This is a genomic window from Streptomyces sp. NPDC090445, from assembly GCF_044769385.1.
Taxonomy (GTDB): Bacteria; Actinomycetota; Actinomycetes; order Streptomycetales; family Streptomycetaceae; genus Streptomyces.
The window spans coordinates 206,999-232,620 of sequence record NZ_JBIVXV010000008.1 but is presented as its reverse complement, the minus strand read 5'-3'; the positions used below and the strand labels follow the sequence as shown (position 1 = coordinate 232,620).

The window sequence follows — 25,622 nt, the reverse complement described above, 5'->3', positions numbered from 1 at the left end:
GGCGATCGCCGTCGGGGGCTACTTGACGGCGCCGGCCATCACCCCCGTCGTGAACTGCCGCTGGAACGCGAAGAACACGATCAGCGGCACCACCATCGACAGGAACGCGCCGGGCGCGAGGATGTCGATGTTGTTGCCGAACTGCCGTACCTGCTGCTGGAGGGCGACCGTGATCGGCGGGTGCGAGGAGTCCGCGAAGACCAGCGCGATCAGCATGTCGTTCCACACCCACAGGAACTGGAAGATGCCCAGCGAGGCGATCGCCGGCCCGGCCAGCGGCAGCACCACCCGGGCGAACAGCCGCAGTTCGCCGGCCCCGTCCAGCCGGGCCGCCTCCAGCAGCTCCCGCGGGATCTGCGCGAAGAAGTTGCGCAGCAGGAACACCGCGAACGGCAGCCCGAACGCCGTGTGGAACAGCACCACCCCCGCGGTCGTCTCGAACAGGCCGACGGCCCCGAAGAGTTCGGAGACCGGGATCAGGGCCACCTGCACGGGGACGACGAGCAGGGCGACGACGACGAGGAACAGCCAGTCCCGGCCCGGGAACTCCAGCCAGGCGAAGGCGTATCCGGCGAACGAGCCCAGCACCAGCACCAGCAGGGTCGCGGGCACGGTGATGGCCACCGTGCTCAGCAGCGAGCCGGTGATCGCGTCATTGGCGAGCAGCCGCTCGTAGTTCCCGGTCGTCAGCCGGGCCGGCGCGGTCAGGGCCTGCCACCAGCCGCCGCGGTTCAGGTCGCCCGGGTCGAGGAAGGAGGAGACCAGCAGGCCGATGGCGGGCAGCAGCCAGAACAGGGCCGCGCAGACGAGGAAGACGCGGACGGCCCCGCCGGCCAGGCGGGAGGCTGCGGTGTGCGCGAAGCTCATCGGCGGGCCTCCCGGCGCATGCGGCGGATGTTGTAGAGCATGACCGGCACCACCAGCACCAGCAGCAGCACCGCGATGGCGCTGCCCAGCCCCGCGTCGGCGTCCGTGCCGAAGGAGGTCCGGTACAGCTGCAGGGCCAGGACGTTGGCGTCGTCCTGGACCGAGCCCGGCGCGATCACGAACACCAGGTCGAAGATCTTCATCACGTTGATCACGAGGGTGACCAGGACCACCGCCAGCACCGGCGCCAGCAGCGGGACGGTGATCCGGCGGAACACCTGCCACTCGTTCGCCCCGTCCACCCGCGCCGCCTCCAGCAGCTCCCGCGGCACGGAGGCCAGCCCCGCCGCGATCAGCACCATCGCGAACCCGGCCCACATCCACACGTACGCCCCGATGATCGCCGGGGTGACCAGCGACGGGCCCAGCCAGTCCACCCCCGCGTACGCCTCCCGGAAGTTCGACGCGGGCAGCCGCAGCAGCGCCCCGTCGGCCTTCGCGGACATGCCGAACGTGCCGTCCGCGCGGGTCGTCGCCGACTCCACCACCCGGCCGTCCTTGACCGCCTCGATCCGCATCCCGGCGAAGCCGGACTCCGCCGGGTCGACCGCGTTGGTCCGGCCGCCGCCGCCCCGGGTGAAGTCCTGCCAGGCCGTCCCCGTGACCCGGCCCGGCTCCGCCCCGGCGGGACGGGCCGTACGGGTCCCCTCGGGCAGCGCCCCGGGGGCGACGCCGACCAGCGGGAGCAGCACCGGCGTGCCAGCCCGGACCGGCTCGCGGGTGACGTAGCCGCCCGCGTCGGCGCCCTGCCCGGGGGCGAGCGGCGAGTCCCGGCCCGGGCGGGCCTTCGGGAACGCCGAGGCCGGCGCGAAGGTGTCGTGCACCGCGACCAGCACCGCGTTGGCGGCGCCCCGGTCGGGGTCGTGGTCGTAGACCAGCCGGAAGATGATCCCGGCCGCCAGCATCGAGATCGCCATCGGCATGAAGACCAGCAGCTTGAACGCGGTGCCCCAGCGCACCCGCTCGGTCAGCACCGCGAAGACCAGGCCGAGGGCCGTCGCGGCGGCCGGCGCGACCACGACCCACACCGCCGTGTTCTCCACGGCCGTGCGGATGGCGTCGTCGCGCAGGATCTCCGCGTAGTTGTCCCCGCCGACGAAGCGGTCGCCGGAGCGGTCGAAGAGGCTGCGGTAGACGGAGTAGCCGATCGGGTGCACGACGAGCGCCCCGAGCAGCACCAGCGCCGGGAGGAGGAACGCCGCCGCGACGAGGCGGCGGTGCCGGGCCTGCCCGGACCGCGAGGACGGGGCGGCCCGGCGCGCGGCTGTGCGCGCGGCCGCCCCCGTACCGGCCGAGGGCGTCACGGGGATCAGTTCCCGTACGCCTTGGCCGCCTCCGCCTCCAGTCTGTTCTGCGTGCCCGCCACGTCCGACGGGTTCGCCAGGAAGTCCTGCAGGGCCTTCCACTCGCCCGCGCCCGGGGTCCCGCCGAAGGCCGCCGGGGCCTGGTCCGACATGTCGAAGCGGAAGTCGTCGCCCGCCGCGATCAGCGCGTCGGCGATGCCCCGCTGGATGTCGTTCGGGTACGCGGACAGGCTCACCGCCTTGTTCGGGGACAGGAAGCCGCCCTCGCGGGCCTGGATCTCCGCCGCGTCCGGGGAGGCCAGGAACGTCAGCAGCGCCTGCGCGCCCTTCGACGGCTTCAGCGCGACCGCCACGTCACCGCCCGACACCACCGGCGGCTTGCCGCCGACCGCCGGGAACGGGAACACCAGGGCGTCCTTGCCGATCTTCGCGTCGGTCTGGGCGATGTTCACCGCCACGAAGTCGCCCTCGAAGACCATCGCGGCCGCCGGCCGGTCCCCGCCGGAGAACACCTGCGTCACCGACTTCGGGAACTCGGTGGCCAGCGCCCCGCTCGGCCCGCCCGCCAGGAAGTCCTTGCGGCCCCACAGCTCGGCGAGGGTGGTCAGCGCCTGCCCGACGCTCGGGTCCGTCCACTTGATCTCGTGCCGGGCGAGCCGGTCGTACTTCTCCGGGCCCGCCTGCGACAGGTAGACGTTCTCGAACCAGTCCGTCAGCGTCCAGCCGTCCGCGCCGGCCACCGACAGCGCCGGGGTACCGGACGCCGACAGCGTGTCCGCGACGGTCAGCAGCTCCTTCCACGTCTTCGCGGGCTGCACCCCGGCCGCCTCGAAGGCCTTCGCGTCGTACCAGATCAGCGACTTGTTGGCGGCCTTGTAGTACACCCCGTACTGGGTGCCGTCGACCGCGCCCAGCTTCTTCCAGCCGTCCGAGTAGTTCGCGTCGAGCTGGGCCTTCGCCTCCGGGCCGACCGGCTGCACCCACTTGTTCTTCACCGCCGCGGCCAGCGCCCCGACCTGCGGCAGCAGCGCCACGTCCGGCGGCTGCCCGCCCGCGATCTTCGTGCCGAGGAAGGTGACGATCGGGTCCTGGGCCGGCACGAAGGTGACCGCGGCGCCCGTCCGCTTCTCGAACTCCTTCAGCACCTTCTCGAAGTTCGCCTGCTCCGGGCCCGTCCACACCGCCGAGACCTGCAGCTTCTCCCCGTCCAGCCGCGGTAACTGCACCCGCGGCGCGGCCGAGGCCGTCGCCCCCGGCGGCGGATCCGCCTTCGAGCCCCCGCCGCCCCCGCACCCGCTCAGGACGAGGGCGCCCGCGGCGGCCAGGACCGCCCAGGCACGGCTGCTGCTTCTACGGTTCTTCGTGCGGCTCGTTCCCTGCCTGAGCATGGTTCGCCCCCGATTCCCGTGGTGTGACCTGTTCCACAGGTCTACGCCGAGCCGGGCACCCCCGCAATACCGCGTCACGCCCCCGCGGGAGCCCCGCGGGAGCCCCGCGGGAGCCCCGCGGGAGCCGCACGGGAGCCCCGCGGGGACCTCGACGCGGCCTCGACGCGGACCCGCCGGGGCGCCGCGGGCGGGGTCAGGGGGCGGCCGGGAACAGCACCGGCACCGCCGAGACCAGGTGCGACGCCCGGTCCAGGGCACTGGCCAGCAGGGCCAGGTCGGTCGGGCCGTTGCCGAGCTCGCGCACCGGGCGGCGGGCCGGAGGATCACCCATCCGCTCCCACTCCACCGGGACCACCGTCGGCCGCTGGGTGGCCGTCCGGGGTATCCGGCCGGTCACCCGGCCGCCCTGGAACGGGACCGTCCGCCCGTCGGCGAAGCGGAGCAGGCCGCGGCCCGGGACCGGCCGGTCCGGCGCGTCGAGCTCCACCCGCAGCGGATTGCTCCGGACGAGCTCGGTATCGGCCGTACGGTCCGGGCGGGCGGTCGCGGCCACCAGGTGCACGCCGAGCCGCTCCCCGTCCCGGGCCACCGCCTCCAGGACGCGGACCACCGACCCGGCGGCGGGCCGGCCCGCACTGCCCAGGCCCGGCGCGACCAGCGCGTCGAAGTCGTCCACCAGCACCACCAGGCGGGGCAGCGGGCTCGGCCCGGCCGCCGGGTCCGTGCGCACGGCGGCGGCGCGCAGCCGCAGCGTCCCCGTACGCGACGGATCCACGTCGCCGCCGCCCCCCTGCTCGGCGCCGACCTGCTCGGCCGCGGACGGCCGGCGCGGCGACACCACCCGGTCGGACAGCTCCCGGCGGGCGTGCCACTCCGCGAACGGGACCCCGTCCAGCAGCTCGGCACGCCGCTTCAGCTCCGCGCCCAGGGCCTGCGCGAACTCCCGCATCCGCACCGGGTCGGCGGCGACCAGGTGCGCGGAGACGTGCGGCAGGTCGGCCGCGGGCAGCAGCCCGTCACCGCGCTCCCCGCCCGCCCCGTCGAGCAGGACCAGGGCCAGCCGGTCGGGCCGCGCCCCGGCGGACAGCGACGCCGCGACCGAGCGGAGCAGCTCGGTACGGCCGCTCCCGGCCGGGCCCTCGACCAGCAGGTGCGGCCCGTCCTGGACCAGTTCGGCCCCGACCGGGCCGCCGCGGCCGCCGCCGAGCACGAACGCGACGAGCCCGCCGACGCCCTGGCCCTGCTCGGTCGCCTCGGCCCAGCGGGCCATCAGCGACGCCGGGGTGGCCCGGGCCAGGCCCAGCTCGTCCAGGAGCCGCGCGGACTGCGGGAGCGCGGCGGCCGCCGACTGCTGCGGCGGGGCTCCGGCGGTTCCGGCGCGCAGCGGGGCCAGCGCCCGCGCGAACCGCTCCGCCCAGGCCGCGGAGACGGCGTCGGCGGTGGCGGTGGTGCCGGGCGGGCAGGGTGTGCCGCCGGCGACGGCGAAGGTCCGTACGGTGGTGGCCACGTCGCCGCTGAGCACGGCGGCGGCGCCGCAGTCCCGGAAGGCGGCGGCGGCCGCGCAGGCGGCCTCGTAGGTGTCGGAGAGCGGGGAGGCCGGGGTCGCGGCCGGCGTCTCGGCCAGCACCAGGACGTGGATCCCGGCGGCCGCCCCGTGCGAGGCGAGCCGGCCGGTCAGGTCCCGGACCGCGGAGGTGCCGGGGTCCCCGTCCACGACGAGCAGGGTGTACGGCCCCTCGTACGCGGCCGCCGTCTCGCGGACGGCACGGGCGTCGGCGGTCGCCCAGTTCACGCCGAGGGGGCCCTCGTCGAGGCGGCGCGTCAGCTCGGCGGTGCGGGCCGCCGCCTGGTCGCGGTCGTACGCGAGGAGCAGCCGGCAGTCCTGGCCGTGCGCGGGCCGTACGTGCGGCAGCCAGCCGAGCCAGCCCCACTCCTCGCGCCGCTGCGCCACGGGACGGGCCCGGTCGCTGCTGATGAGCACGATCTCCAGCTGCGCGGGCGCGTGCAGCGCGGCGAGCTGGGCCACAACCGACCGGGCCACCCCGGACAGCCGGGCGCGCGGGCCGGCGAGGCCGAGCGCGCCGACGTCCTGGAACGCGACCCGGCTCCCGGCCCCCAGGCCGACGTCGAGGCGGCCGCGCGGCCGGGACCACAGCCGCGGGGCGGGCGCGAGGGCCGCCAGCAGCAGGGCGGCGGGGTCGTCGGCGTCCGGCACGGCAGCCGCGGCCGCCGGAGCCGTTGCGGACTCGGCGGGATCCTCCCCGCCCCGCATCCACCGCCGCGCCCACGCCCCGAACCCGCCCCGCCACCCGCCGACCGGAGCGGGAGTCCCGGACCACACCGGGCCGGAGCCCGCCGGACCGCTCCCGGGGCGGTCCGCGGGGCCGGTGGCGTACGGGTCGCCGGCGGACCGCGCCGGACCGGAGCCGGCCGGGGCCGCCGTGCCGGGAGACGCGGGGGCGGGGGCGGAGGCGCCGGAGCGTGCGCCGCCGGAGCCCGCCGGGGCGGCACCTGCGGGGGCGCTGAAGGACGGTGCGGTGGTGGGGCGCGGTGGGGCGCCGGCGGGCCGCGGCGGGGTGGCGGCGCCGGGGTGTGCCGGGCCGGAGCCGGCCGGGGCGGTGGCGCCGGGCTCCGCCGGGCCCGTGGCTCCGGCAGGGCCGGTCGGCGGCGGGTCTCCCGGGCCGGGGCGGGCTCCGGTGGCCGCGGGCCGTGCGGGTCCGGGGGAGCCGGGGTGGGCGGCGGTGCCGGCCGGGCGGCCGGGGTGCGCCGGGCCCGCGCCCGCGGGGGCGCCGGCGGGCCGCGCCGGGCCGGAACCCGCAGGGCCGGACGGGGCGTGCGTGCGGGGCGCGGGTGCAGGAGGGCCGGACGGGGTGTCAGCGGCCGGGGCCGGGAGGCAGAGGTGGCCCTCGCGGTCCGGGATGACCGGGAGGGGTGCCGGGGACGAGACGGCCAGGCGGAGGACGGACTCGCCTATCCGGAGCAGCGCGCCCGGCGCCAGCGGCACGGGCCGGGCGCCCACCTCCGCGCCGTCCACGGTCGTGCCGTTCGTCGAGTTCAGGTCGGCGACGGCCACCCGCCCGTCCGCGGCCACGGTCACTGCGCAGTGCAGCCGGGACACGTCCGGGTCGTCCAGCGGGACGTCCGCGTCGGCCGAGCGGCCGATCCGGACCGCGCCCGGGTGCAGCAGGTGCACGCCGCCCGCGTCGGGGCCCGCGACCACGTGCAGCTGGGCGCCCTCGGCCGCGTCCGGTACCGCGTCCGGCACGGGGGCGTGCAGTCCCAGCACCGCCCCGTCGACGAGCGGCGGCTCCCCGAGCACCTGCCGCTGCGGGTCGAGGCGCTCCGTACCGGCGTACAGCACGACCGTGCGGGCGGTGGTGCCCCCGGCGGCGGCCGGGGGAGTGTCGGGCCCGCCGACGGTCGCCGCCAGCCCGGAGGCCACCGCGGCCAGCGCGGTCCCGGCGGGCGCGGTGACGAGCACGTCACACCCGGCGGGCACGGTCTGGTGGCCGCTGCGCGACCCGAGGACGGTCAGCCGGATCTGCATCGCCGTCAGCGATCCCTTCTGCGCGGTGCGCGGTTCGTGCGCCCGGCAGGGGACGACGGCAGCCCCGCGGCTGCCCCGAAACCCCCACCCGGCGGGGGCTCCCGTCCCCGCCGTTCCGTACGGGTGCATCCTCGCACCTGTCGCGGACAACACGCCCGGTTCTCATCAAGAAATGATCTTGAATGATCGCACCCCCGGGGACGCCGTGGGGAAAGCCGGGGAAAAACGCCTCAGGCATACCCCTCAAACGTCACCCTTCGCACATATGTACGGCAACCAACCTCCGGTACCCCGCGTCTTCCGTGAGGACACCCCCTAGAGTTGGGCCGGAAACCGAACCCGGAAATCGACCCCGGAACACGAACCACCGGCGGGACCCACCGCAGGACGACACAGGGAGCGCGAGACGTGCGGCCAGTCGGCAGCAAGTACCTGCTCGAGGAGCCGCTCGGGCGCGGCGCCACGGGCACCGTCTGGCGTGCCCGCCAGCGTGAGGCCGCAGGGGCGGAGGCGGCCGTCGCCGGCCAGCCCGGCGAGACCGTGGCCATCAAGGTCCTCAAGGAGGAACTGGCCCAGGACCCGGACATCGTCATGCGCTTCCTGCGGGAGCGCTCGGTCCTGCTGCGCCTGACCCACCCCAACATCGTCCGCACCCGCGACCTCGTCGTCGAGGGCGACCTCCTCGCGCTCGTCATGGACCTGATCAACGGCCCGGACCTGCACCGGTACATCCGCGAGAACGGCCCCTTCACCCCGGTCGCCGCCGCCCTGCTCACCGCGCAGATCGCGGACGCGCTCGCCGCCAGCCACGCCGACGGCATCGTCCACCGCGACCTGAAGCCGGCCAACGTGCTCCTCGACGAGAGCGACGGCCGGATGCGGCCGATGCTCACCGACTTCGGCATCGCCCGCCTCGCCGACTCCCCGGGCCTGACCCGCACCCACGAGTTCGTCGGCACCCCCGCCTACGTCGCCCCCGAATCCGCCGAGGGCCGCCCGCAGACCTCCGCCGTCGACATCTACGGCGCCGGCATCCTGCTCTACGAACTCGTCACCGGACGCCCGCCGTTCGCCGGCTCCACCGCCCTCGAAGTGCTCCAGCGGCACCTCAACGAGGACCCGCAGCGCCCGCCGACCCTGCCCGAGCCGCTCTGGATCGTCATCGAGCGCTGCCTGCGCAAGGAGCCGACCGAGCGCCCCAGCGCCGAGAACCTGGCCCGCGGCCTGCGCGTGGTCGCCGCCGGCATCGGCGTGCACAGCGCCCCGAACGAGGTCGAGGCCGCGCTCGGCGTCGGCGCCCTGCTCGCCCCGGACCCCTCGCCCGCGCCCGTCCCCGAGACCCCGGGCGCCGCGGGCGGCGCGGACCCCACGCAGGTGCTGCCCGCCCGCCCGGCCGCCGCGCCGGCCGGTGCGTACGACCCGAACGCCATGACCAGCGTGCTCCCGCCGGTCGGCGCCGACGACGCCACCTCCGTCCTGCCGGCCGCCGGCGCCCCCGGGATCCCGGACGCCGCCGCGACCTCCGTCATGCCGCCCGTGGAGCGCCCGGACCAGCCGCACCCGTGGCAGATGCAGATGCGGGCCGCGCGCGAGCGCAACGAGCAGACGCAGATGCACTACCTCGACCCGAGCGAGGACCCGCTGCGCCGCCGCCCCCAGCGGCAGGCACCCCCGCCGCCGCAGCAGCGCCCCCAGCAGCCCCCGCAGCCGCAGCAGCCCCCGCAGTACCGCCAGGGACCGCCGCCGCCGCAGCAGCAGTACCCGCCGCAGCCGCAGCGCCCGCAGCCGCCCCAGTACCAGCAGGCCCCGCAGCAGCCGTACTACCCGCAGCCGCAGCAGGCGCCGCCGCCGCCCCAGCAGTACCGGCAGCCCCAGCAGCAGCCCGCGTACCAGCCGCCGCAGCCCCCGCCGGCCCCGGCCCGGCAGGCGCCCCCGCAGGCCCCGCCGCAGCCGCGCGCCCCGCGGGAGCCCCGCGAGCCGCGCCGGCGCAGCGCCAACCCCATCAAGATCCCGGGCCTCGGCTGCCTCAAGGGCTGCCTGGTCATGATCCTGGTGTTCTTCGTGGCGGGCTGGCTGGTCTGGGAGCTCACCCCGCTCCAGGAGTGGATCGGCACCGGCAAGGGCTGGTGGGACCAGGTGTGGAGCTGGGGCACCGGAATCGTCGACTGGGTCTCGGCCCTCGGCGAGGCCACGGGCTCCGGCGGCGGCAGCGGCACCACGCCCTGAACGGGGACCGCACGGCCTGAACGAGGCCCGCACGGTGCCGACTTCGTAGATTTGTCGACATCCGGGACGTGATTTTGCCCGTAGAAGTGAAGGTCGCCGCGTTCCGGGGCGACCTTCACCCTTGCGGCCGCGTAGCTTTGGGGCGTACGCCAGCCGCTGAGGGAGCAGTCGTGGCACGGAAAATCGGCAGCCGGTACACCGCACACCAGATCCTGGGGCGCGGCAGCGCGGGCACGGTGTGGCTCGGCGAGGGGCCGGACGGGCCCGTCGCCGTCAAACTCCTGCGCGAGGACCTCGCGTCCGACCAGGAACTGGTCGGACGCTTCGTCCAGGAGCGCAGCGCACTGCTCGGCCTGGACCACCCGCACATCGTCTCCGTCCGCGACCTCGTCGTCGACGGCAACGACCTGGCCCTGGTCATGGACCTGGTGCGCGGTACGGACCTGCGCACGCGCCTGGACCGGGAGCGGCGGCTCGCCCCCGAGGCGGCCGTCGCGATCGTCGCCGACGTCGCGGACGCGCTCGCCGCGGCCCACGCCGCCGGCGTCGTGCACCGCGACGTCAAGCCCGAGAACGTGCTGCTCGACATGCAGGGCCCGCTCGGGCCGGGCGGCTCGCACCCCGCGCTGCTGACCGACTTCGGCGTGGCCAAGCTGATCGACTCGCCGAAGCGGGCCGCATCGGGGGCCGCCGGGGGGCGCACGTCGGCCCCGGCGACCCGGATCATCGGCACACCCGACTACCTGGCCCCGGAGATCGTGGAGGGCCTCCCGCCACGGGCGGCCGTGGACATATACGCCCTGGCCACCGTGCTGTACGAGCTGCTGGCCGGGTTCACCCCGTTCGGCGGCGGCCATCCTGGCGCGGTGCTGCGCCGCCACGTGACGGAGACCGTCGTCCCGCTGCCCGGGATCCCCGACGAGCTGTGGCAGCTGGTCGTGCAGTGCCTGGCCAAGGCCCCGGCCTCACGGCTGCGCGCCTCGGAGCTGTCGGCCCGGCTGCGGGACCTGCTGCCCCTGCTGGCGGGCATGCCGCCGCTGGACGTGGACGAGCCCGACGACGCGGAGCCGGAGCAGCCCGAGGCCCGGGAGGCCCCCGGGCAGCCCGAGCCGGTCCGGCGCCGCGGGGCGGTCCCGCTCGTGCCGGGCACCGCGACCGACTCCAACCGGGACACCCACACCTCGATGCGGGTGCCGGCGCCGGACGAGCTGGCCGGGGGCGCACTGGGCACCGCCCGCGTGCCCCGCCCGGCCGGAGGCCACCGGCCCGGCTCGGCCCGGCACCGGGCGGGCGCGATCCGCAGGCGCCGCCTGGCGCTGTCGGCCGCCGCGGTGGGGCTGGTGGCCGCGCTCGGGATCGGCGGCTGGCTGGCCGCCTCCGGCGACGAGCCGCCCCGCCCCCCGACGAAGCACTCGGCCCCCCCGAAGCGCTGACCGCCACCCGCGGCCGCGGCACACCGCTGCGCGGAGCCTTTCCCCAGCCCCGCCCCTTCCCGAAACCGGGCTCCGCCCGGACCCGTTGCGCTCAAACGCCGCGCGGGCTGGATTATCCAGCCTCGCCGGCGTTTGAGGCGCTGGGGGTCTGGGGGCGGAGCCCACAGTTTCGGGAAGGGGTGGGGTGGGGTGGGGTGGGGTGGGGAAACGGCTCCGCGTAGCGGAAGCAGCAGTGCTACGCCGCGACGAGTTCCGGGTGCCAGCGGCGGGCCACGGCGGGGTGGGCCCGGACCCATCCCTTCAGCTCGTTGCGCCCGTACTCCGCGTGCAGCGGGTTCGACGCGTCGTGCAGCACACCCGGGGCGTGCCTCAGGTATTCGCCCGGCACCGTGTCGATGACGGCGTCCAGCCTCGGGTTGTAGAAGAACGGCACCGAGAACCGTTCCACCGCGCCCGGCGGGCTGACCACCCGGTGGTCGGTGGCGGTCAGGTAGCCCTCCGTGGCGATCTCCAGCAGCTCGCCCAGGTTGACCACGAATGCGCCCGGCATCGGCGGCACGTTGACGTACCCGCCGTCCTTGACGACCTGCAGGCCGCCCACGGAGTCCTGGAGCAGCAGGGTCAGGAACCCGTAGTCCTTGTGGGCTCCGACGCCCTGATCGGCGCCGGACGGCGCGGATCCGGGGTAGCGGATCAGCTTCGTGTGCAGGTGCGGCCGGTCGGCGAAGGCTTCGTCGAAGAAGCCGTGCGGTGCGCCGATCGAGGTCAGCAGCTCCTGCAGGAGCCGGTGGGCGACCGCGGCCAGCCGGCTCTGCCAGTCCAGTACGACCGTGCGCAGTTCCGGCAGGGCGGCCGGCCACTGGTTCGGGCCCTCCAGCCACAGGTACGCCGGGTCGCCCGGCTCCAGGACCGGTGCCGGGCGCTCCGCGCCGACGTCCAGCTGGTCCCGCCAGTCGGAGGCCCCGCCGGTCAGCTCGTGGCCGATCCGGGTGTAGCCGCGGAAGTGCGGCGAGTTCAGGTTGCTGACGGCGAGCCTGTCGGCCTCCGGCAGGGCGAAGAATGCCCTGGTCACGTCGAGTATGCGAGCGCTCTCCGCTTCGGTGATGCCGTGCCCGGTGAGGTGCAGGAAGCCCGTGTCGCGGGCTGCGGCGTGCAGTGCCTTCAGGAAGTCGGCCCGCTGGGCGGGATCGTCGGCCTGGGAGAGATCGATGACGGGGAGGGAGTGCGCGGACGGCATGACGGCTCCATTTCGGATGTCACGGGGTCCTGTTCCCCAGAGGTGTCGGGGCAGCGGAGGGGGAGGACCTCCGGCAGGGGTGGCGCCGGGGCCGCGTGAGCCGCGTACAGGACCAAGTCGGATCGGGATTGATCAGGCTTGAGAACGGTCCGGCGGCTGACAGCTCGTCGTCGTGACACGCATGTGGTCCACATGGCGGCGCTTGACGAGGAGGAGAGTCATACCGTGAGCGTACGCCCGTATTGCCCATCATCAGAACGGGTGAACCGGACTGCCCGGCCTGTGCCGCCCGCGGACCGGCTACGCTGGACCCGTGGCAGTCGTCGATGTATCCGAAGAGCTGAAGTCCCTCTCCTCGACCATGGGGTCGATCGAGGCCGTCCTGGACCTCGACAAGCTGAGGGCAGACATTGCCGTGCTCGAGGAGCAGGCAGCGGCCCCGTCCCTGTGGGACGACCCGGAGGCTGCCCAGAAGATCACGAGCCGGCTCTCCCACCTCCAGGCCGAGGTCCGCAAGGCCGAGACGCTGCGGGGCCGCATCGACGACCTCGCCGTTCTCTTCGAGCTGGCCGAGGAGATGGACGACGCGGACACCCGCGCCGAGGCGGAGGTCGAGCTGACCGCCGTCCGCAAGGCGCTGGAGGAGATGGAGGTCCGCACCCTCCTGTCCGGTGAGTACGACGAGCGCGAGGCGCTGGTCAACATCCGGGCCGAGGCCGGCGGCGTGGACGCCTCCGACTTCGCCGAGCGCCTGCAGCGCATGTACCTGCGCTGGGCCGAGCGCCACGGCTACTCCACGGAGATCTACGAGACCTCGTACGCGGAAGAGGCCGGCATCAAGTCGACCACCTTCGTCGTCAAGTCCCCGTACGCCTACGGCACCCTCTCCGTCGAGCAGGGCACGCACCGCCTGGTGCGCATCTCGCCCTTCGACAACCAGGGCCGCCGCCAGACCTCCTTCGCGGGCGTCGAGGTGCTGCCGGTCGTCGAGCAGTCCGACCACGTGGAGATCGACGAGTCCGAGCTGCGCGTGGACGTCTACCGCGCCTCCGGCCCCGGCGGCCAGGGCGTCAACACGACCGACTCGGCGGTGCGCATCACGCACATCCCGACCGGCATCGTGGTGTCCTGCCAGAACGAGCGGTCGCAGATCCAGAACAAGGCGAGCGCGATGAACGTCCTCCAGGCGAAGCTCCTGGAGCGCCAGCGCCAGGAGGAGCGCGCCAAGATGGACGCCCTCAAGGGCGACGGCGGCAGCTCCTGGGGCAACCAGATGCGCTCCTACGTCCTGCACCCGTACCAGATGGTCAAGGACCTGCGGACGGAGTTCGAGGTCGGCAACCCGCAGTCGGTGCTGGACGGTGAGATCGACGGCTTCCTGGAGGCCGGCATCCGCTGGCGCAAGCAGCAGGAGCAGGGTCAGGACGCCTGATCGGCCTGAAGATCGGTACGTGACGCGACGCGGGCGGGGCCCGGACACCTTCGGGTGTCCGGGCCCCGCCGCGTTCGGCTTCCGATGCGGTACCGCGCCCCGTAAGAGGGAGGCGCGGGGAACTGCGCGACCGGCCCCCACCGGCCCGCGGTGTCATGACCGTCATGACCGGATCAGGCGGAGCGCCTAGGCCGTCTGCTGGGCCACCAGGGCCAAGGCTGCCGCGACCAGGACCACCAGGAGCGCGATGAGCGCCATGGGGTTCAGGCCTGCGAAGGGGCCCTCCTGCCGGAGGCGCTCCCGGTTCGCCCGGCACACCGGGCAGCGGCCCTGACTGACGGGCGCGGCGCAGTTCGCGCACACGAGCCGGTCAAATGTCATGCGCTCTCCTCCTCTCGTCCCCTTGAACAACGCGTGCGGGAACGCTGCCGTTCCCCCTACCACTGTGCCAGCTCCGGCGACATTCGGCGCGGCCCGTCCGGGCAATCGCGAACGCTGCCCTCCCCGACCAGGGGATATATCGGGCAACTATGAGCGGCGGGTCCCCACCCGGTGCCCGTTCGCGTATGGTCTCGCACACCTACTCCCGGCGACCGTGGTGCACCCGTGATCCGATTCGACAACGTCTCCAAGTCCTACCCGAAGCAGAACCGCCCCGCACTCAGAGATGTCTCCCTGGAGATCGCGAAGGGCGAGTTCGTCTTCCTGGTCGGCTCCTCCGGCTCCGGCAAGTCCACTTTCCTGCGGCTGATCCTCCGCGAGGAGCGGGCCAGCCACGGCCAGGTCCACGTCCTGGGCAAGGACCTCGCCAAGCTCTCCAACTGGAAGGTCCCGCAGATGCGGCGCCAGCTGGGGACCGTCTTCCAGGACTTCCGCCTGCTGCCCAACAAGACGGTGGCGGAGAACGTCGCCTTCGCGCAGGAGGTCATCGGCAAGCCGCGCGGCGAGATCCGCAAGGCCGTCCCACAGGTCCTGGAGCTGGTGGGCCTCGGCGGCAAGGAGGGCCGCATGCCCGGCGAGCTCTCCGGCGGTGAGCAGCAGCGCGTGGCCATCGCCCGCGCCTTCGTCAACCGCCCCTCCCTGCTGATCGCGGACGAGCCCACCGGCAACCTCGACCCGCAGACCTCCGTCGGGATCATGAAGCTGCTCGACCGGATCAACCGCACCGGCACCACCGTCATCATGGCCACGCACGACCAGCAGATCGTGGACCAGATGCGCAAGCGCGTCATCGAACTCGAACAGGGCCGTCTCGTACGCGACCAGTCGCGCGGCGTCTACGGCTACCAGCACTGAAAGGGCCCACCCAGACGTCATGCGCGCCCAGTTCGTCATGTCGGAGATCGGCGTCGGTCTCCGCCGCAATCTCACCATGACCTTCGCGGTCATCATCTCCGTGGCCTTGTCGCTGGCCCTCTTCGGCGGCTCCCTGCTCATGCGCGACCAGGTCAGCCAGATGAAGGGCTACTGGTACGACAAGGTCAACGTCTCGATCTACCTGTGCAACAAGAGCGACGCGGAGAACAGCGAGACCGGGAGCAAGGCCTGCGCCAAGGGCGCGGTCACCCCCGAGCAGAAGCAGCAGATCGAGACCGATCTGAAGAAGATGGACCTCGTCCAGACGGTCCACTACGAGTCCGCCGACGAGGCCTACAAGCACTACAAGGAGCGCTTCGGGCACACCGCGCTCGCCTCGGTGGTCACCCCCGACCAGATGCCCGAGTCCTTCCGCGTGAAGCTGGAACAGCCGGAGAAGTACCAGGTCATCACCACCGCGTTCGCCGGCCGCGACGGTGTGCAGTCGGTGGAGGACCAGCACCGCGAGCTGGACAACCTCTTCCAGATGCTCAACTACCTCAACTGGGCCGCCCTCGGCATCATGCTGATCATGCTGATCGTGGCCCTGCTGCTGATCGTCAACACGGTGCGCGTCTCGGCCTTCAGCCGTCGGCGGGAGACCGGGATCATGCGGCTGGTCGGCGCCTCCAGCTTCTACATCCAGGTGCCGTTCATCATGGAGGCCGCGTTCGCCGGCCTCATCGGCGCCGTGTTCGCCTGCCTCATGCTCGGCGCCGGCCAGTACTTCGTCATCGACCACGGGGCCGCGCTGCGCGCCAAGATGGAGCTGATCAACTTCATCGGCTGGGACTCCGTCCTGACGAAGCTGCCGCTGGTGCTCGCCATCGGCGTGTTGATGCCCTCCCTGGCGGCCTTCCTGGCTTTGCGCAAGTACCTGAAGGTGTGACAAGCGCCCCGTGTGAGCTCCGCCCAACCCGGAGTGCCCGTACGGACCTTGTCCTAGACTCGGCGCCATGCAGGGTCTGCCCGCCTTCTGTCTTCGGCCCCGCGACCACCGTCGCGGGGCCGCTTTGACGCTGGCCTTCGCCGCGGCCGTTACCGCCGCCGCGGGCCTGGGCTGCTGGGACGGCGCCGGCGCCGCGAGCCGTGCCGACGCCGGGTTAACGGCCGCCGACACCGCCCCTCCCGCCCCCGGACCGTCCGGCCCGCCCGCCGGCACCGCCGACCGGGAGGCCGTCGCCCGCGCCGCCGCCGAGGCCGTCGCCGAGGGCAAGTCCGGCAAGAAGGCCGCCCAGGAAGTGGTCAGCCGCAGCGGCGACCGCTGGGGCGTCGTCTACGACCAGGGCGAGTACGCCGCCCTCGCCGACGACCTCGACGGCCGCTGGACCGGCGTCGGCCTGTGGCCCGAGCGCCGCGCCGACGGCCGCATCGAGATCGACAAGGTCCAGCCCGGCAGCCCCGCCGCCCGCGCCGGCCTGCGCGCCGGGGACCGGCTGCTCGACGTCGACGGCCGCATCGTCACCGGCCTGCGCGTCTCCGAGGTCGTCGCCCTCCTGCGCGGCGAGGCCGGCAGCCCCGTGGTCGTCCGCTACGGCCGCGACGGCGCCCCGGACCTCACCGAGACCCTCCGCCGCGAGCAGCTGCGCACCGAGCCCGTGACCGTACGGGAACTGCCCGGCGGGATCACCGTCATCAAGGTCGCCTCCTTCAGCCGCGGCTCCGGCGACCGCGTCAAGGCCGCCGTCCGCGCCGCCCCGCCCGGCGCCGGCGTCATGCTCGACCTGCGCGGCAACCCGGGCGGGCTCGTCACCGAGGCCGTCACCGCCGCCTCCGCGTTCCTCGACGGGGGCCTCGTCGCCACGTACGACGTCCGCGGTGACGAGCGCGCCCTGTACGCCGCCCCCGGCGGGGACACCGCCCGGCCCCTGGTCGCCCTCGTCGACGGCGGCACCATGAGCGCGGCGGAACTCGTCACGGGCGCCCTCCAGGACCGCGGCCGGGCCGTCGCCGTCGGCACCCGGACCTTTGGCAAGGGCTCGGTGCAGATGCCGACGCAGCTCCCCGGCGGCTCGGTCGCCGAGCTGACCGTGGGCACGTACCGCACCCCGGCGGGGCGCAGTCTCGACGGCAAGGGCATCACCCCGGACCTGGCGGCGGGCACAGCCGTCGAGGAGCGGGCCCGCGCGGTATTGGGTGGCCTCGGGGCGGGGTCGTAGTGCGAAAATGACCGCACTATGGCAAAGGAAAAAGGGCGCAAGCTGATCGCCCAGAACAAGAAGGCGCGGCACGACTACACGATCCTCGACACCTACGAGTGCGGCATCGTGCTCACGGGCACCGAGGTCAAGTCGCTGCGCCAGGGCCGGGCCTCGCTCGTCGACGGCTTCGTGTCGGTGGAGGGCCGCGAGGCCTGGATGTACAACGTGCACGTGCCGGAGTACAGCCAGGGCACCTGGACCAACCACAGCGCCCGGCGCAAGCGGAAGCTCCTCATGCACCGCGAGGAGATCGACAAGCTGGAGTCGAAGGCGCAGGAGACCGGCCACACGGTCGTGCCCCTGTCCCTGTACTTCAAGGACGGCCGGGCCAAGGTCGAGATCGCCCTGGCGAAGGGCAAGAAGGAGTACGACAAGCGGCAGACGCTCCGCGAGAAGCAGGACACGCGCGAGACGAGCCGCGCCATCGCGGCGGCCCGCCGCCGCCAGCGCGGCGAGCGTTAATCTCCTGGCACCCGACGGTCCACGTCGCGTACCATGGACTCAGCACCACCCCAAGGGGCGGTTGCTGTTTGAAAAATCAACATGGGGATGATCGGTTTCGACAGCGGATGTCGATGTAGGGGAAGCGAGCCGAGGAAGCGGCAATGATCTCGCTAACCACATGTCGCAAAAAAATAATCGCCAACTCCAAGAGCGATAACTCCCGCTTCGCCCTCGCTGCCTGATAGCAGTGAGCTGAAGCCTCTGTGAGGAGCGTCAGCCCGGAAGTGGTCCCGGTCCGGATCCTGGCGTCGACTAGGGATCTAAACCTCTAGCCCCGGTCACGGGGGCCTGAGGGAAATCAAACAGTGACTGAGCCCGTCGGAGACTTGTCCGTGTGATCTCCGGGGCTGAGAAACGCGCAGCGGACTGCGCTCGGAGAAGCCCTCCTTCTGCACCGTTGGACGCGGGTTCGATTCCCGCCATCTCCACTCATCCCATGTGGGCGAAGGCCCCGCCGTCTCCGGACTGCGGGGCCTTTGTCATGGCTGATGGCTGTCGGCCGTGATGACCTCGATTCGGCAGCGAGGCTTCTGAACACCTCGTTCGATGCGTGCGTCTGCGGTCAGCAGGGGGATGCCCAGCGCCTCGGCGAGAGCGACGTAGGTGGCGTCGTGAGCGGAGAGATTGGCGTACAGCTTTCGGATCCGGGGGAGCAGAACGCCTGTCTCGTGCCGCTGCATGCGCAGCCCCTGGTAGGTCTTGAAGTGCTCGTCGAGGCTCTTGGGGTCGATCTTGGCGCCGCGTGCCAGGCCCAGAAGGGCGGAAGCGATCTCGGTGTCCAGCAGGTAGGGAGCGGCGAGAGTGTCTTCCTCACCGATACGCCGGCGGGCGGCGGCGCCCCGGGAGCCCCCGTCGGTGAGGAACAGGACCAGGGCGGACGAGTCCACAACGATCAACGGCCGGCCCTGCCCGCGTCGATGGCGCCGAGGACGTCCTGGATGTCGATGTCCTCGGTGGCGTAGCGCTCGGCGCGGTCGGCCATCTCGGCGAGCGTGGGCTGGGCGGCATCGCGGGTGACGAGGCCGAGCAGGTACGTCTGAAGGGACTGCCCGGCCTCGGCGGCGCGAACCTTTATGCGGCGGGCGACGTCGTCGGGGACTTCTCGGATCGTGAATGCCGTCATGACTGCATTTTATCGTCAACGCAGTCATTCTGCAGTCTGCGGTACCTCGCGTCCCGTTCCGGCAGCTTTCGGATGTCCTTGGCGAGTGCGAGTGCCTCGCGGCCCGAGGCGAGCCGGATCCAGACGTACGCCTTGTCGGCGTCCACGCCGGCCCAGCCGGAGCCGACCTGGACGATCCGGCCGCTGACCTGCATCGGCAGCTCCCGGCCGCGCCGCTCGGGCGGTACATGGGTCACGCCGGTGACGAGGTCGCCGACGGAGTAGGGGGCGCGGCGGGACGACGCCATGGTCACCGTCCTTCCTGTGCGTCGCCGGTGCGGTCGTGCCGGATCGCCTGCCCGCGGGCCTGCCACTGTCGGACGAAACGGGTTCAGGCCCTTCTCGGCTCGGGCGAGAGTGGCGGCCGAGAGGGCGTCGGCGGGGACGGGCGGGTGGGGGACGGACTGGTCGGTCCTGCTGGTCATGGCTGCGTACCTGCCTCTCGTCTGCGCCTGGTGGCGTTCCTGCGCGGGCAGCAGGCCGCGGCAGCGTCCATGACCGGCGACCGGCGGACGGCGCTGGCCCGGCTTCGGGAGACCGAGACCGCCCTGTCCCGGGCGGACGACCGCCGAGACGCGGTCGGGGGCTACGACCAGGCGGCCTTCCACTTCCACGAGGCCCACGTCATGTGGTGGCTCGGGGACCGCGAAGGCTCGGTCCACGCCCTGCGCCGCTCCAACCACGCCCGCTCCCCCCAGGAGCGGCAGGGGCGGCTGCACGCCCTGGGGGTGATCGCGGACCGCCAGATGCAGATGCGACACACCGAGGCCGCCGCGCAGACGTGGACGGAGTTCCTGGACCTCCACACCACCTTGTCGTCCACCCGGGGGGACGAGCACCTGAAGACCCTGCGGAAGGGGATGGCCGGCTACCGGCGCGTGCCCGGTGTCGCGGACCTCCTCGCCCGCGCCGCGGACGTCGCCCAGCGCAAGGCCGCCTGATGTGTGCATCCCTGTGGGCGAAGATCCCGCAGCCGATCGGTCGCGGGGCCTTCGTCATGCTGCGGTGGGGTCAGTCGGAGTAGTGGTAGCGCGCCTTGACGATCTTCACTTCCTTGTCGTCGGCGCGGTAGACGAGGCGGTGCTCGTCGTCGATCCTGCGCGACCAGTATCCCGTCAGGTCACCCTTGAGTGGTTCGGGCTTGCCGATGCCCGCGAAGGGAGATCGCTGGATCTCGCCGATGAGGCGGGTGATCCGCCTGGCCATCTTCCTGTCCGCGCCGAGCCAGAACAGGAAATCCTCCCAGGCGGCCGGGTCGAAGTGGACGCTCCTCACTCGTCACCGGCCAATGCCTGGAGTTCCTCCATGGTCTTGGTGACTGCCGCCGCGCCTTCCCGGTCGCGGGCGACGGCTTCCATGAGTCGACGGGCGTTCGCCGGCGAGCGCAGGAGGTAGACGGTCTCCTGCCAGGAGTCGTAGTCCTCGGCGGACATGAGAACCGCATCCCCGCTCTTGGAGCTGATGCGCACCGGGGTGTGGTCGTTGTTGACGCGCTCGATGAGCGGAAACAGGGTCTTGCGGGCTTCGCTGGCGCTTATGGGCATTTTCCGCACCCCAATCGTGCCGGGTACCGCAGGAGTGGTACCCGGAAATGGTACTGACCTTGTACCGCATCACGGTACAGGATGGCGGCGTATGGCGGTTGCCCCGAGGGTCAGGGCCAGGAGGGCGGCTGCGGTCGGGAGGGCGTAGGGCGCGGTCGTGCCCCAGTGGTCGACCAGCCAGCCTGCGGTGGCCGAGCCGGCGGCGATGCCCGCGAGGATCGCGGTGACGGCCAGGGTCATGCCCTCGTTGAGGCGGGCCGGCGGGGTCGCGGCGTGGACGCGGGACATCGCGGTGACCATGGTCGGGGCGGTGGCCATGCCCGCCAGGAGGAGGGCGCCGCCCAGGAGGAGCAGCGAGCCGGTTGCGGCGGCGGCCCAGGGGAGGGCCATGGCGGCGGTGAGGGCGGCGAGGCAGGCGGGGAGGGTGCGGGGGCGGAGCGTGCCGTAGAGGAGGCCCGCCGCGCAGGAGCCGGCTGCCTGGAGGGCCAGGACCGGGCCGGAGGCGGCGCCGAGGCCGTGGGCGTCGAGGTACGCGATGGAGGTGACCTCCATCGCGCCGAACATCACGCCGAGGGGGAGGAAGAGCGCGAGGAGGGGGCGGAGGGAGCGGAGCGGGGCCCCGCCGCGGGCGGCCCGGGACGGCGGCGGTTCCGTGGAGCGCTGCGAGGTGAAGATCAGCATGCCGGTGAGGAGGAGGACGGCTCCGGTGAGGGTGCCCGCCTCCGGGAACACGGCCGAGCACAGGGCGGCGGCGACCACCGGGCCGAGCATGAAGCACAGCTCGTCGGCGGCCTGCTCGAAGGCCATGGCCGTGTGGTGCGCGGAGCGGGAGTCGCGCAGCAGGTGGGTCCAGCGGGCCCGGGACATGCCGCCGATGTTGGGTGTGGTGGCCGTGGCCGCGTAGCTGGCGAAGAGGGTCCAGGCGGGGGCGCCGGAGCGGATGCACAGGATGAGGGAGAGCGAGCCGAGGACCGCGATCAGCGTGGCCGGGACGGCGATCCGCGCCTGCCCGTACCGGTCGACCAGGCGGGCGGTCCAGGGTGCGACCACGGCGGTGGCCGCGAGGCCGGTGGCCGTGACCGCGCCGGCGAGGGCGTACGAGCCGCGCTGGCCGGCGATCATCATGACCGCGCTGATGCCGAACATGCCCATGGGGAGCCGGGCCAGCAGGTTCCCGGCGGTGAAGGCGCGGGTGCCGGGGAGGGCGAACAGGCGCCGGTACGGGCCCGGGGCGCGGCGGGGAGGGGCCGGCTTCCGGTGGGGGTTCGAGGCGGCCGGGGTCGAGGCGGCCGGGGGCGGGGCGATCACCAGGGTGGCGCCGGTCACGGTCATGCGGGTCGGGGGGCGGGTGGCGGTGTGCGGCATGACATCCAAGATCCGGGCCGGGGGCCGCGGCGTCCAACACCTGTCCCCTGCCGATTCACCGGTTCTGGTTGTTAGTCTCGGCGGGTGAATGCCCGTGACCTGGAACCCCGGCTGCTGCGCGCCTTCCTCGCGGTGGCCGAGGAACTGCACTTCACCCGTGCCGCCGCCCGGCTGTACATCGCCCAGCAGGCCCTCAGCCGCGACGTGCGCCGCCTGGAAGAGGCCTTGGGCGCAGCCCTGTTCGTCCGGACCACCCGTACCGTCGAACTCACCGCCGACGGGGAGCGGCTGCTGGCGCCGGCCCGGCGGGTGCTGGCCGCGTACGAGGAGCTGTCCGCCGCCTTCACCGGCCCCCGCCCGCTGCTGGTCGACCTGAACACCGACGGGCCGAGCACCGCCCGCACCGTGCTGGAGCGGGCCCGCGAACTCGCCCCGGACTGCGAGCTGATGGCCCGCTTCGAGAGCGGGCTGACGCACGCCGCGGCCGAGGTCGCCGCCGGGCGGCTGGACGTGGCGTTCGGGTACGTGGGAGGGCTGGAGCCGGCGCTGCGGGCCCGCCTCGACCACATGCCCGTACGGTACGAGCCGCTCGCCGTGCTGCTGCCCGACGGGCACCCGCTGGCAGCCGGGTCCTGCGATCCGGGCGGCCTGCCGCTGCCCGTCGGCGCGCTCGCCGGGGAGCGGGTGTACGCCGGGGACGGGAATCCGCGGACGCTGGAGTGGACGCGGCTGGCGCGCGAGCTGTTCGAGGGCCGCGGGATCGCGCTGGCGCCGCCCGCGCCCGTGGCCGTGGGCAAGGACGAGTTCCGCCGGGTGATGGCGAAGACCCGCAACCCGGTCCTGGCCACCGTGGACTTCGTCGACATGCCCGGGTGCGTGAAGCGCCCGCTGACCGACCCCGTGCCGCTGTCGCCGCTGTCGATGGTGTGGCGCAAGGGCTTCCGGCACCCCGGCCTCGACGCGCTGCGCCGGGCCGCGGCGCACCTCGCCGCCGGCCGCGGCTGGCTGGACGTCCCCGCCGGCAGCTGGCTGCCGGACGCCGCGCTCACAGGCCTGCCCGGCGGCGGGTGAGTGCAAGGTTTCCCGCCGGTCATCCGGCGGGGACCGGGGCCGAAACGCGCCGTTCCTACCGTCGAACCACGGACCGAGGAACGTGGAGGCGTGTGATGACCGGTACGACCGCACCGCGCAGGGGAGGCCGCTGGATCGAGCGGTGGGACCCGGAGGACGAGGCCTTCTGGAAGGAGTCCGGGGAGCGGATCGCCCGCCGCAACCTGCTGTGGTCCGTGGTCAGCGAGCACATCGGCTTCTCCATCTGGTCCCTGTGGTCGGTGATGGTGCTCTTCATGGGCCCCGAGTACGGGATCGACCCGGCCGGCAAGTTCTTCCTCATCGCGACGGCCACCACCGTGGGCGCCCTCGTCCGCATCCCCTACACCTTCGCCGTCGCCCGGTTCGGCGGCCGGAACTGGACCGTCGTCAGCGCCCTGCTGCTGCTCGCGCCGACCGTGGCCGCGCTGTTCGTCATGGAGCCCGGCACCCCGTACGGGACCTTTCTCGCGGTGGCGGCCCTCACCGGCGTCGGCGGCGGGAACTTCGCCTCCTCGATGACGAACATCAACGCCTTCTTCCCGCTGCGCAAGAAGGGCTGGGCGCTCGGCCTGAACGCGGGCGGCGGCAACATCGGCGTCCCGGTGGTGCAGTTGGCCGCCCTGCTCGTCATCGCCACCGCCGGAGCCGGGCAGCCGAGGCTGCTCCTGGCCGCCTACCTGCCGCTGATCGTGGCCGCGGCCGTGATGGCGCTGCTGCGGATGGACAACCTGGCGCCCGTACGCAACGACGGGGGCGCCGTCCGCGAGGCGGTCCGCGAACGGCACACCTGGATCATGGCGCTGCTGTACGTCGGCAGCTTCGGCTCCTTCATCGGCTACAGCTTCGCCTTCGGGCTGGTGCTGCAGACGCAGTTCGGCCGGACCCCGCTGCAGGCCGCCTCGTTCACCTTCGTCGGACCGCTGCTCGGATCACTGATCCGTCCCGTGGGCGGTGCTCTCGCGGACCGGTTCGGCGGGGCCCGCATCACCCTCGGCGCCTTCGCGGCGATGGCCGCCGCGACCGGCGTGGTCGTCTACGCCTCGCTGCAGGAGTCGCTGGCCCTCTTCCTCGTCGGATTCGTCGGGCTGTTCGTGCTCACCGGGATCGGCAACGGATCCACGTACAAGATGATCCCCGGCATCTTCCAGGCCCAGGCCCTCGCCCGCGGCATGAGCGGCGAGGCCGCAGCCGCCTACGGGCGGCGCCTCTCCGGCGCCTCCATGGGCCTCATCGGGGCCGTGGGCGCGCTCGGCGGACTCGGCATCAACCTGGCCTTCCGGGAGGCCTTCCGGACCTCGGGATCCGGGACCGCCGCCTTCGTCGCCTTCCTCGCCTGCTACGCCGTCTGCTGCACGGTCACCTGGGCGGTATACCTTCGCCGGCCCGCCGACCCGGCCCGGCCGGACGCCGGGGTCGAGGCGAAGCCGCAGCTCACGTCGGTGTAACAGCGATTTACGGCCACGAAATACGACGGAACCGGGCCTGACACGCAGACTTGACAGGCTCGGTGCCCGTCGCGCGACACGTGGTCGCGAACGTGATACCGACCCACTGGGCAAGGCAGGTCACCATGGACGACGACACCCCGACGCGCACCGCCACCGCAACCGCAACCGCCACCGCTCCCGCCGCCGGCGTTGCGGCGGCAGTCACAGCGACAGCTACAGCGACAGCGGTCGCCCCGCTGGCCGGATTCACCGTGGGGGTCACCGCCGCCCGGCGGGCGGACGAGCTGATCGCCCTGCTGCGCCGGCGCGGGGCCACCGTCCTGCACGCCCCCGCACTGCGGATCGTGCCGCTGGCCGACGACAGCGAACTCCTCGCCGCCACACGGGAACTCCTCGCCAGCCCGCCCGACGCGGTCGTCGCCACCACCGCCATCGGCTTCCGCGGCTGGATCGAGGCCGCCGACGGCTGGGGCATCGGCGAGGAACTCCTCGGACGGCTGCGCGCCGCCGAACTCCTCGCCCGCGGGCCGAAGGTGAAGGGCGCCGTCCGCGCCGCCGGGCTCGTCGAGGACTGGTCCCCGGAGTCGGAATCCCTCGCCGAGGTCCTCGACCGGCTGCTCGCCGGCGGGGTCGCCGGGCGGCGCATCGCGATCCAGCTGCACGGCGAACCGCTGCCCGGGTTCGTCGAGGCCCTGCGGGCCGGCGGGGCCGACGTCATCGGCGTACCGGTGTACCGGTGGATGGCCCCCGAGGACCTCGGACCGCTGGACCGGCTGCTGGACGCCGTCGTCTGCGGCGGGGTCGACGCGGTGAGCTTCACCTCCGCCCCGGCGGCCGCCTCGCTGCTGTCCCGCGCCGAGGAGCGGGGGCTCGCGGAACCGGTGCTGGCCGCCCTGCGCGGCAGCGTCCTCGCGGCGTGCGTGGGCCCGGTGACGGCGGTCCCGCTGCAGGCGCACGGCGTGGACACCGTGCAGCCGGAGCGGTTCCGCCTGGGCCCGCTGGTGCAGCTGCTGTGCCGGGAACTGCCCGGCCGGGCCAAGGTGCTGCCGGTCGCCGGACACCGGCTGGAGATCCGCGGCCAGGCCGCGCTCGTGGACGACGGGCTGCGGCCCGTACCGCCGGCCGGGATGGCCCTGCTGCGGGCGCTGGCCCGGCGGCCCGGCTGGGTCGTGGCCCGCGCGGACCTGCTGCGGGCACTGCCGGGGTCGGGCCGCGACGAACACGCCGTGGAGACGGCCATGGCCCGGCTGCGCGGGGCACTGGGGGTGCCGAACCTCATCCAGACCGTGGTCAAGCGGGGCTACCGGCTGGCGCTGGACGCGGGGGTCGACGCCAAGTACGCCGACGCCTGAGCGCTCCGCGGGAGGTGCCGCGACGGTCCGGCCATGGTCCGGCGGTCGTCCGCGGCCCGGTTGTGGCTGATCGCGCAGTTCCCCGCGCCCCTTCGGGGCACTGC

General features: G+C 73.7%; 23 protein-coding genes and 1 other RNA gene. 12 read left to right on the top strand and 12 right to left on the bottom strand.

Going from position 1 to position 25,622, the window contains the following annotated elements; genetic code table 11:
• Positions 1-18: 18 nt before the first annotated feature.
• From ACIQUT_RS19640 to ACIQUT_RS19625, 4 genes are all read right to left on the bottom strand, one after another.
• Positions 19-867 carry a carbohydrate ABC transporter permease gene (locus ACIQUT_RS19640; RefSeq protein WP_403564178.1) on the bottom strand — a complete coding sequence of 283 codons (849 nt, stop codon included), beginning with the start codon at positions 865-867 and terminating at the stop codon, positions 19-21.
• Positions 864-2,231 (bottom strand): carbohydrate ABC transporter permease, encoded by a 1,368-nt coding sequence (locus ACIQUT_RS19635; protein ID WP_403564177.1) that lies wholly within the window; start codon positions 2,229-2,231, stop codon positions 864-866. The genes ACIQUT_RS19640 and ACIQUT_RS19635 overlap by 4 nt, the downstream gene beginning before the upstream one ends.
• A gap of 5 nt (positions 2,232-2,236) precedes the next feature.
• On the bottom strand, positions 2,237-3,619 hold the full coding sequence (locus ACIQUT_RS19630) for an ABC transporter substrate-binding protein (protein ID WP_403564176.1): 1,383 nt from the start codon (positions 3,617-3,619) through the stop codon (positions 2,237-2,239).
• 193 nt (positions 3,620-3,812) lie between these two features.
• Entirely contained in the window at positions 3,813-7,166 is a 3,354-nt protein-coding gene (locus ACIQUT_RS19625) for an FtsK/SpoIIIE domain-containing protein (protein ID WP_403564175.1), read from the bottom strand.
• 408 nt (positions 7,167-7,574) lie between these two features.
• On the opposite strand from ACIQUT_RS19625, the gene ACIQUT_RS19620 reads away from it, so the two are divergent.
• Both ACIQUT_RS19620 and ACIQUT_RS19615 read left to right on the top strand, forming a co-directional pair.
• Positions 7,575-9,392, top strand: coding sequence for a serine/threonine-protein kinase (locus ACIQUT_RS19620; RefSeq protein WP_403564174.1), 1,818 nt, complete (start codon positions 7,575-7,577; stop codon positions 9,390-9,392).
• 170 nt (positions 9,393-9,562) lie between these two features.
• Positions 9,563-10,825: a serine/threonine-protein kinase gene (locus tag ACIQUT_RS19615; protein WP_403564173.1), complete on the top strand. Its 1,263-nt coding sequence runs from the start codon at positions 9,563-9,565 to the stop codon at positions 10,823-10,825.
• Between the two features lie 235 nt (positions 10,826-11,060).
• Here ACIQUT_RS19615 and ACIQUT_RS19610 read toward each other — a convergent pair whose 3' ends face one another.
• Positions 11,061-12,062, bottom strand: a complete 1,002-nt coding sequence (locus ACIQUT_RS19610; RefSeq protein WP_403564172.1) for an isopenicillin N synthase family dioxygenase — start codon at positions 12,060-12,062, stop codon at positions 11,061-11,063.
• A gap of 313 nt (positions 12,063-12,375) precedes the next feature.
• Between ACIQUT_RS19610 and prfB the strand changes: the two genes are divergently transcribed.
• Complete coding sequence (prfB, locus tag ACIQUT_RS19605) at positions 12,376-13,494, top strand: peptide chain release factor 2 (RefSeq protein ID WP_403564171.1); 1,119 nt, start codon at positions 12,376-12,378, stop codon at positions 13,492-13,494.
• A 186-nt stretch (positions 13,495-13,680) separates the two neighbouring features.
• Here the strand turns inward: prfB and ACIQUT_RS19600 are convergent, their stop codons facing one another.
• Positions 13,681-13,875, bottom strand: a complete 195-nt coding sequence (locus ACIQUT_RS19600) for a hypothetical protein (protein WP_403564170.1) — start codon at positions 13,873-13,875, stop codon at positions 13,681-13,683.
• A gap of 225 nt (positions 13,876-14,100) precedes the next feature.
• Between ACIQUT_RS19600 and ftsE the strand changes: the two genes are divergently transcribed.
• The 5 genes from ftsE to ssrA all read left to right on the top strand — a co-directional run bounded on the left by ftsE (position 14,101) and on the right by ssrA (position 17,986).
• Entirely contained in the window at positions 14,101-14,790 is a 690-nt protein-coding gene (gene ftsE / locus ACIQUT_RS19595; RefSeq protein ID WP_403564169.1) for a cell division ATP-binding protein FtsE, read from the top strand.
• A 19-nt stretch (positions 14,791-14,809) separates the two neighbouring features.
• Positions 14,810-15,739: a permease-like cell division protein FtsX gene (gene ftsX, locus ACIQUT_RS19590; RefSeq protein WP_403564168.1), complete on the top strand. Its 930-nt coding sequence runs from the start codon at positions 14,810-14,812 to the stop codon at positions 15,737-15,739.
• A 67-nt stretch (positions 15,740-15,806) separates the two neighbouring features.
• Complete coding sequence (locus ACIQUT_RS19585; RefSeq protein ID WP_403564167.1) at positions 15,807-17,009, top strand: S41 family peptidase; 1,203 nt, start codon at positions 15,807-15,809, stop codon at positions 17,007-17,009.
• 18 nt (positions 17,010-17,027) lie between these two features.
• The gene (gene smpB / locus ACIQUT_RS19580) at positions 17,028-17,513 is read left to right on the top strand and encodes an SsrA-binding protein SmpB (protein ID WP_403564166.1); all 486 of its coding nucleotides are present in this window, start codon (positions 17,028-17,030) and stop codon (positions 17,511-17,513) included.
• An 83-nt stretch (positions 17,514-17,596) separates the two neighbouring features.
• Positions 17,597-17,986: a transfer-messenger RNA gene (gene ssrA / locus ACIQUT_RS19575) on the top strand.
• 48 nt (positions 17,987-18,034) lie between these two features.
• Here the strand turns inward: ssrA and ACIQUT_RS19570 are convergent.
• The 3 genes from ACIQUT_RS19570 to ACIQUT_RS19560 are packed head-to-tail and all read right to left on the bottom strand — an operon-like array spanning position 18,035 to position 18,965.
• Complete coding sequence (locus ACIQUT_RS19570; RefSeq protein WP_403564210.1) at positions 18,035-18,442, bottom strand: type II toxin-antitoxin system VapC family toxin; 408 nt, start codon at positions 18,440-18,442, stop codon at positions 18,035-18,037.
• Between the two features lie 5 nt (positions 18,443-18,447).
• Complete coding sequence (locus ACIQUT_RS19565; RefSeq protein WP_403564165.1) at positions 18,448-18,678, bottom strand: FitA-like ribbon-helix-helix domain-containing protein; 231 nt, start codon at positions 18,676-18,678, stop codon at positions 18,448-18,450.
• The gene (locus ACIQUT_RS19560) at positions 18,675-18,965 is read right to left on the bottom strand and encodes a hypothetical protein (protein ID WP_403564164.1); all 291 of its coding nucleotides are present in this window, start codon (positions 18,963-18,965) and stop codon (positions 18,675-18,677) included. Before ACIQUT_RS19560 ends, ACIQUT_RS19565 begins: the two co-directional genes overlap by 4 nt.
• A gap of 207 nt (positions 18,966-19,172) precedes the next feature.
• Here ACIQUT_RS19560 and ACIQUT_RS19555 point away from each other — a divergent pair, with 207 nt between their 5' ends.
• Positions 19,173-19,658 (top strand): hypothetical protein, encoded by a 486-nt coding sequence (locus ACIQUT_RS19555; RefSeq protein WP_403564163.1) that lies wholly within the window; start codon positions 19,173-19,175, stop codon positions 19,656-19,658.
• A gap of 70 nt (positions 19,659-19,728) precedes the next feature.
• On the opposite strand, the gene ACIQUT_RS19550 is transcribed toward ACIQUT_RS19555, so the two are convergent.
• From ACIQUT_RS19550 to ACIQUT_RS19540, 3 genes are all read right to left on the bottom strand, one after another.
• On the bottom strand, positions 19,729-19,992 hold the full coding sequence (locus ACIQUT_RS19550) for a Txe/YoeB family addiction module toxin (protein ID WP_403564162.1): 264 nt from the start codon (positions 19,990-19,992) through the stop codon (positions 19,729-19,731).
• A complete protein-coding gene (locus ACIQUT_RS19545; RefSeq protein ID WP_403564161.1) occupies positions 19,989-20,261 on the bottom strand; it encodes a type II toxin-antitoxin system Phd/YefM family antitoxin in 273 nt (90 codons plus the stop codon). Before ACIQUT_RS19545 ends, ACIQUT_RS19550 begins: the two co-directional genes overlap by 4 nt.
• A 69-nt stretch (positions 20,262-20,330) precedes the next feature.
• Positions 20,331-21,626, bottom strand: coding sequence for an MFS transporter (locus tag ACIQUT_RS19540; RefSeq protein WP_403564160.1), 1,296 nt, complete (start codon positions 21,624-21,626; stop codon positions 20,331-20,333).
• A gap of 84 nt (positions 21,627-21,710) precedes the next feature.
• Between ACIQUT_RS19540 and ACIQUT_RS19535 the strand changes: the two genes are divergently transcribed.
• From ACIQUT_RS19535 to ACIQUT_RS19525, 3 genes are all read left to right on the top strand, one after another.
• Entirely contained in the window at positions 21,711-22,697 is a 987-nt protein-coding gene (locus ACIQUT_RS19535; protein ID WP_403564159.1) for a LysR family transcriptional regulator, read from the top strand.
• 95 nt (positions 22,698-22,792) lie between these two features.
• The gene (locus tag ACIQUT_RS19530) at positions 22,793-24,163 is read left to right on the top strand and encodes a nitrate/nitrite transporter (RefSeq protein WP_403564158.1); all 1,371 of its coding nucleotides are present in this window, start codon (positions 22,793-22,795) and stop codon (positions 24,161-24,163) included.
• Between the two features lie 125 nt (positions 24,164-24,288).
• Complete coding sequence (locus ACIQUT_RS19525; protein ID WP_403564157.1) at positions 24,289-25,518, top strand: uroporphyrinogen-III synthase; 1,230 nt, start codon at positions 24,289-24,291, stop codon at positions 25,516-25,518.
• The last annotated feature ends 104 nt before the right edge of the window (positions 25,519-25,622 follow it).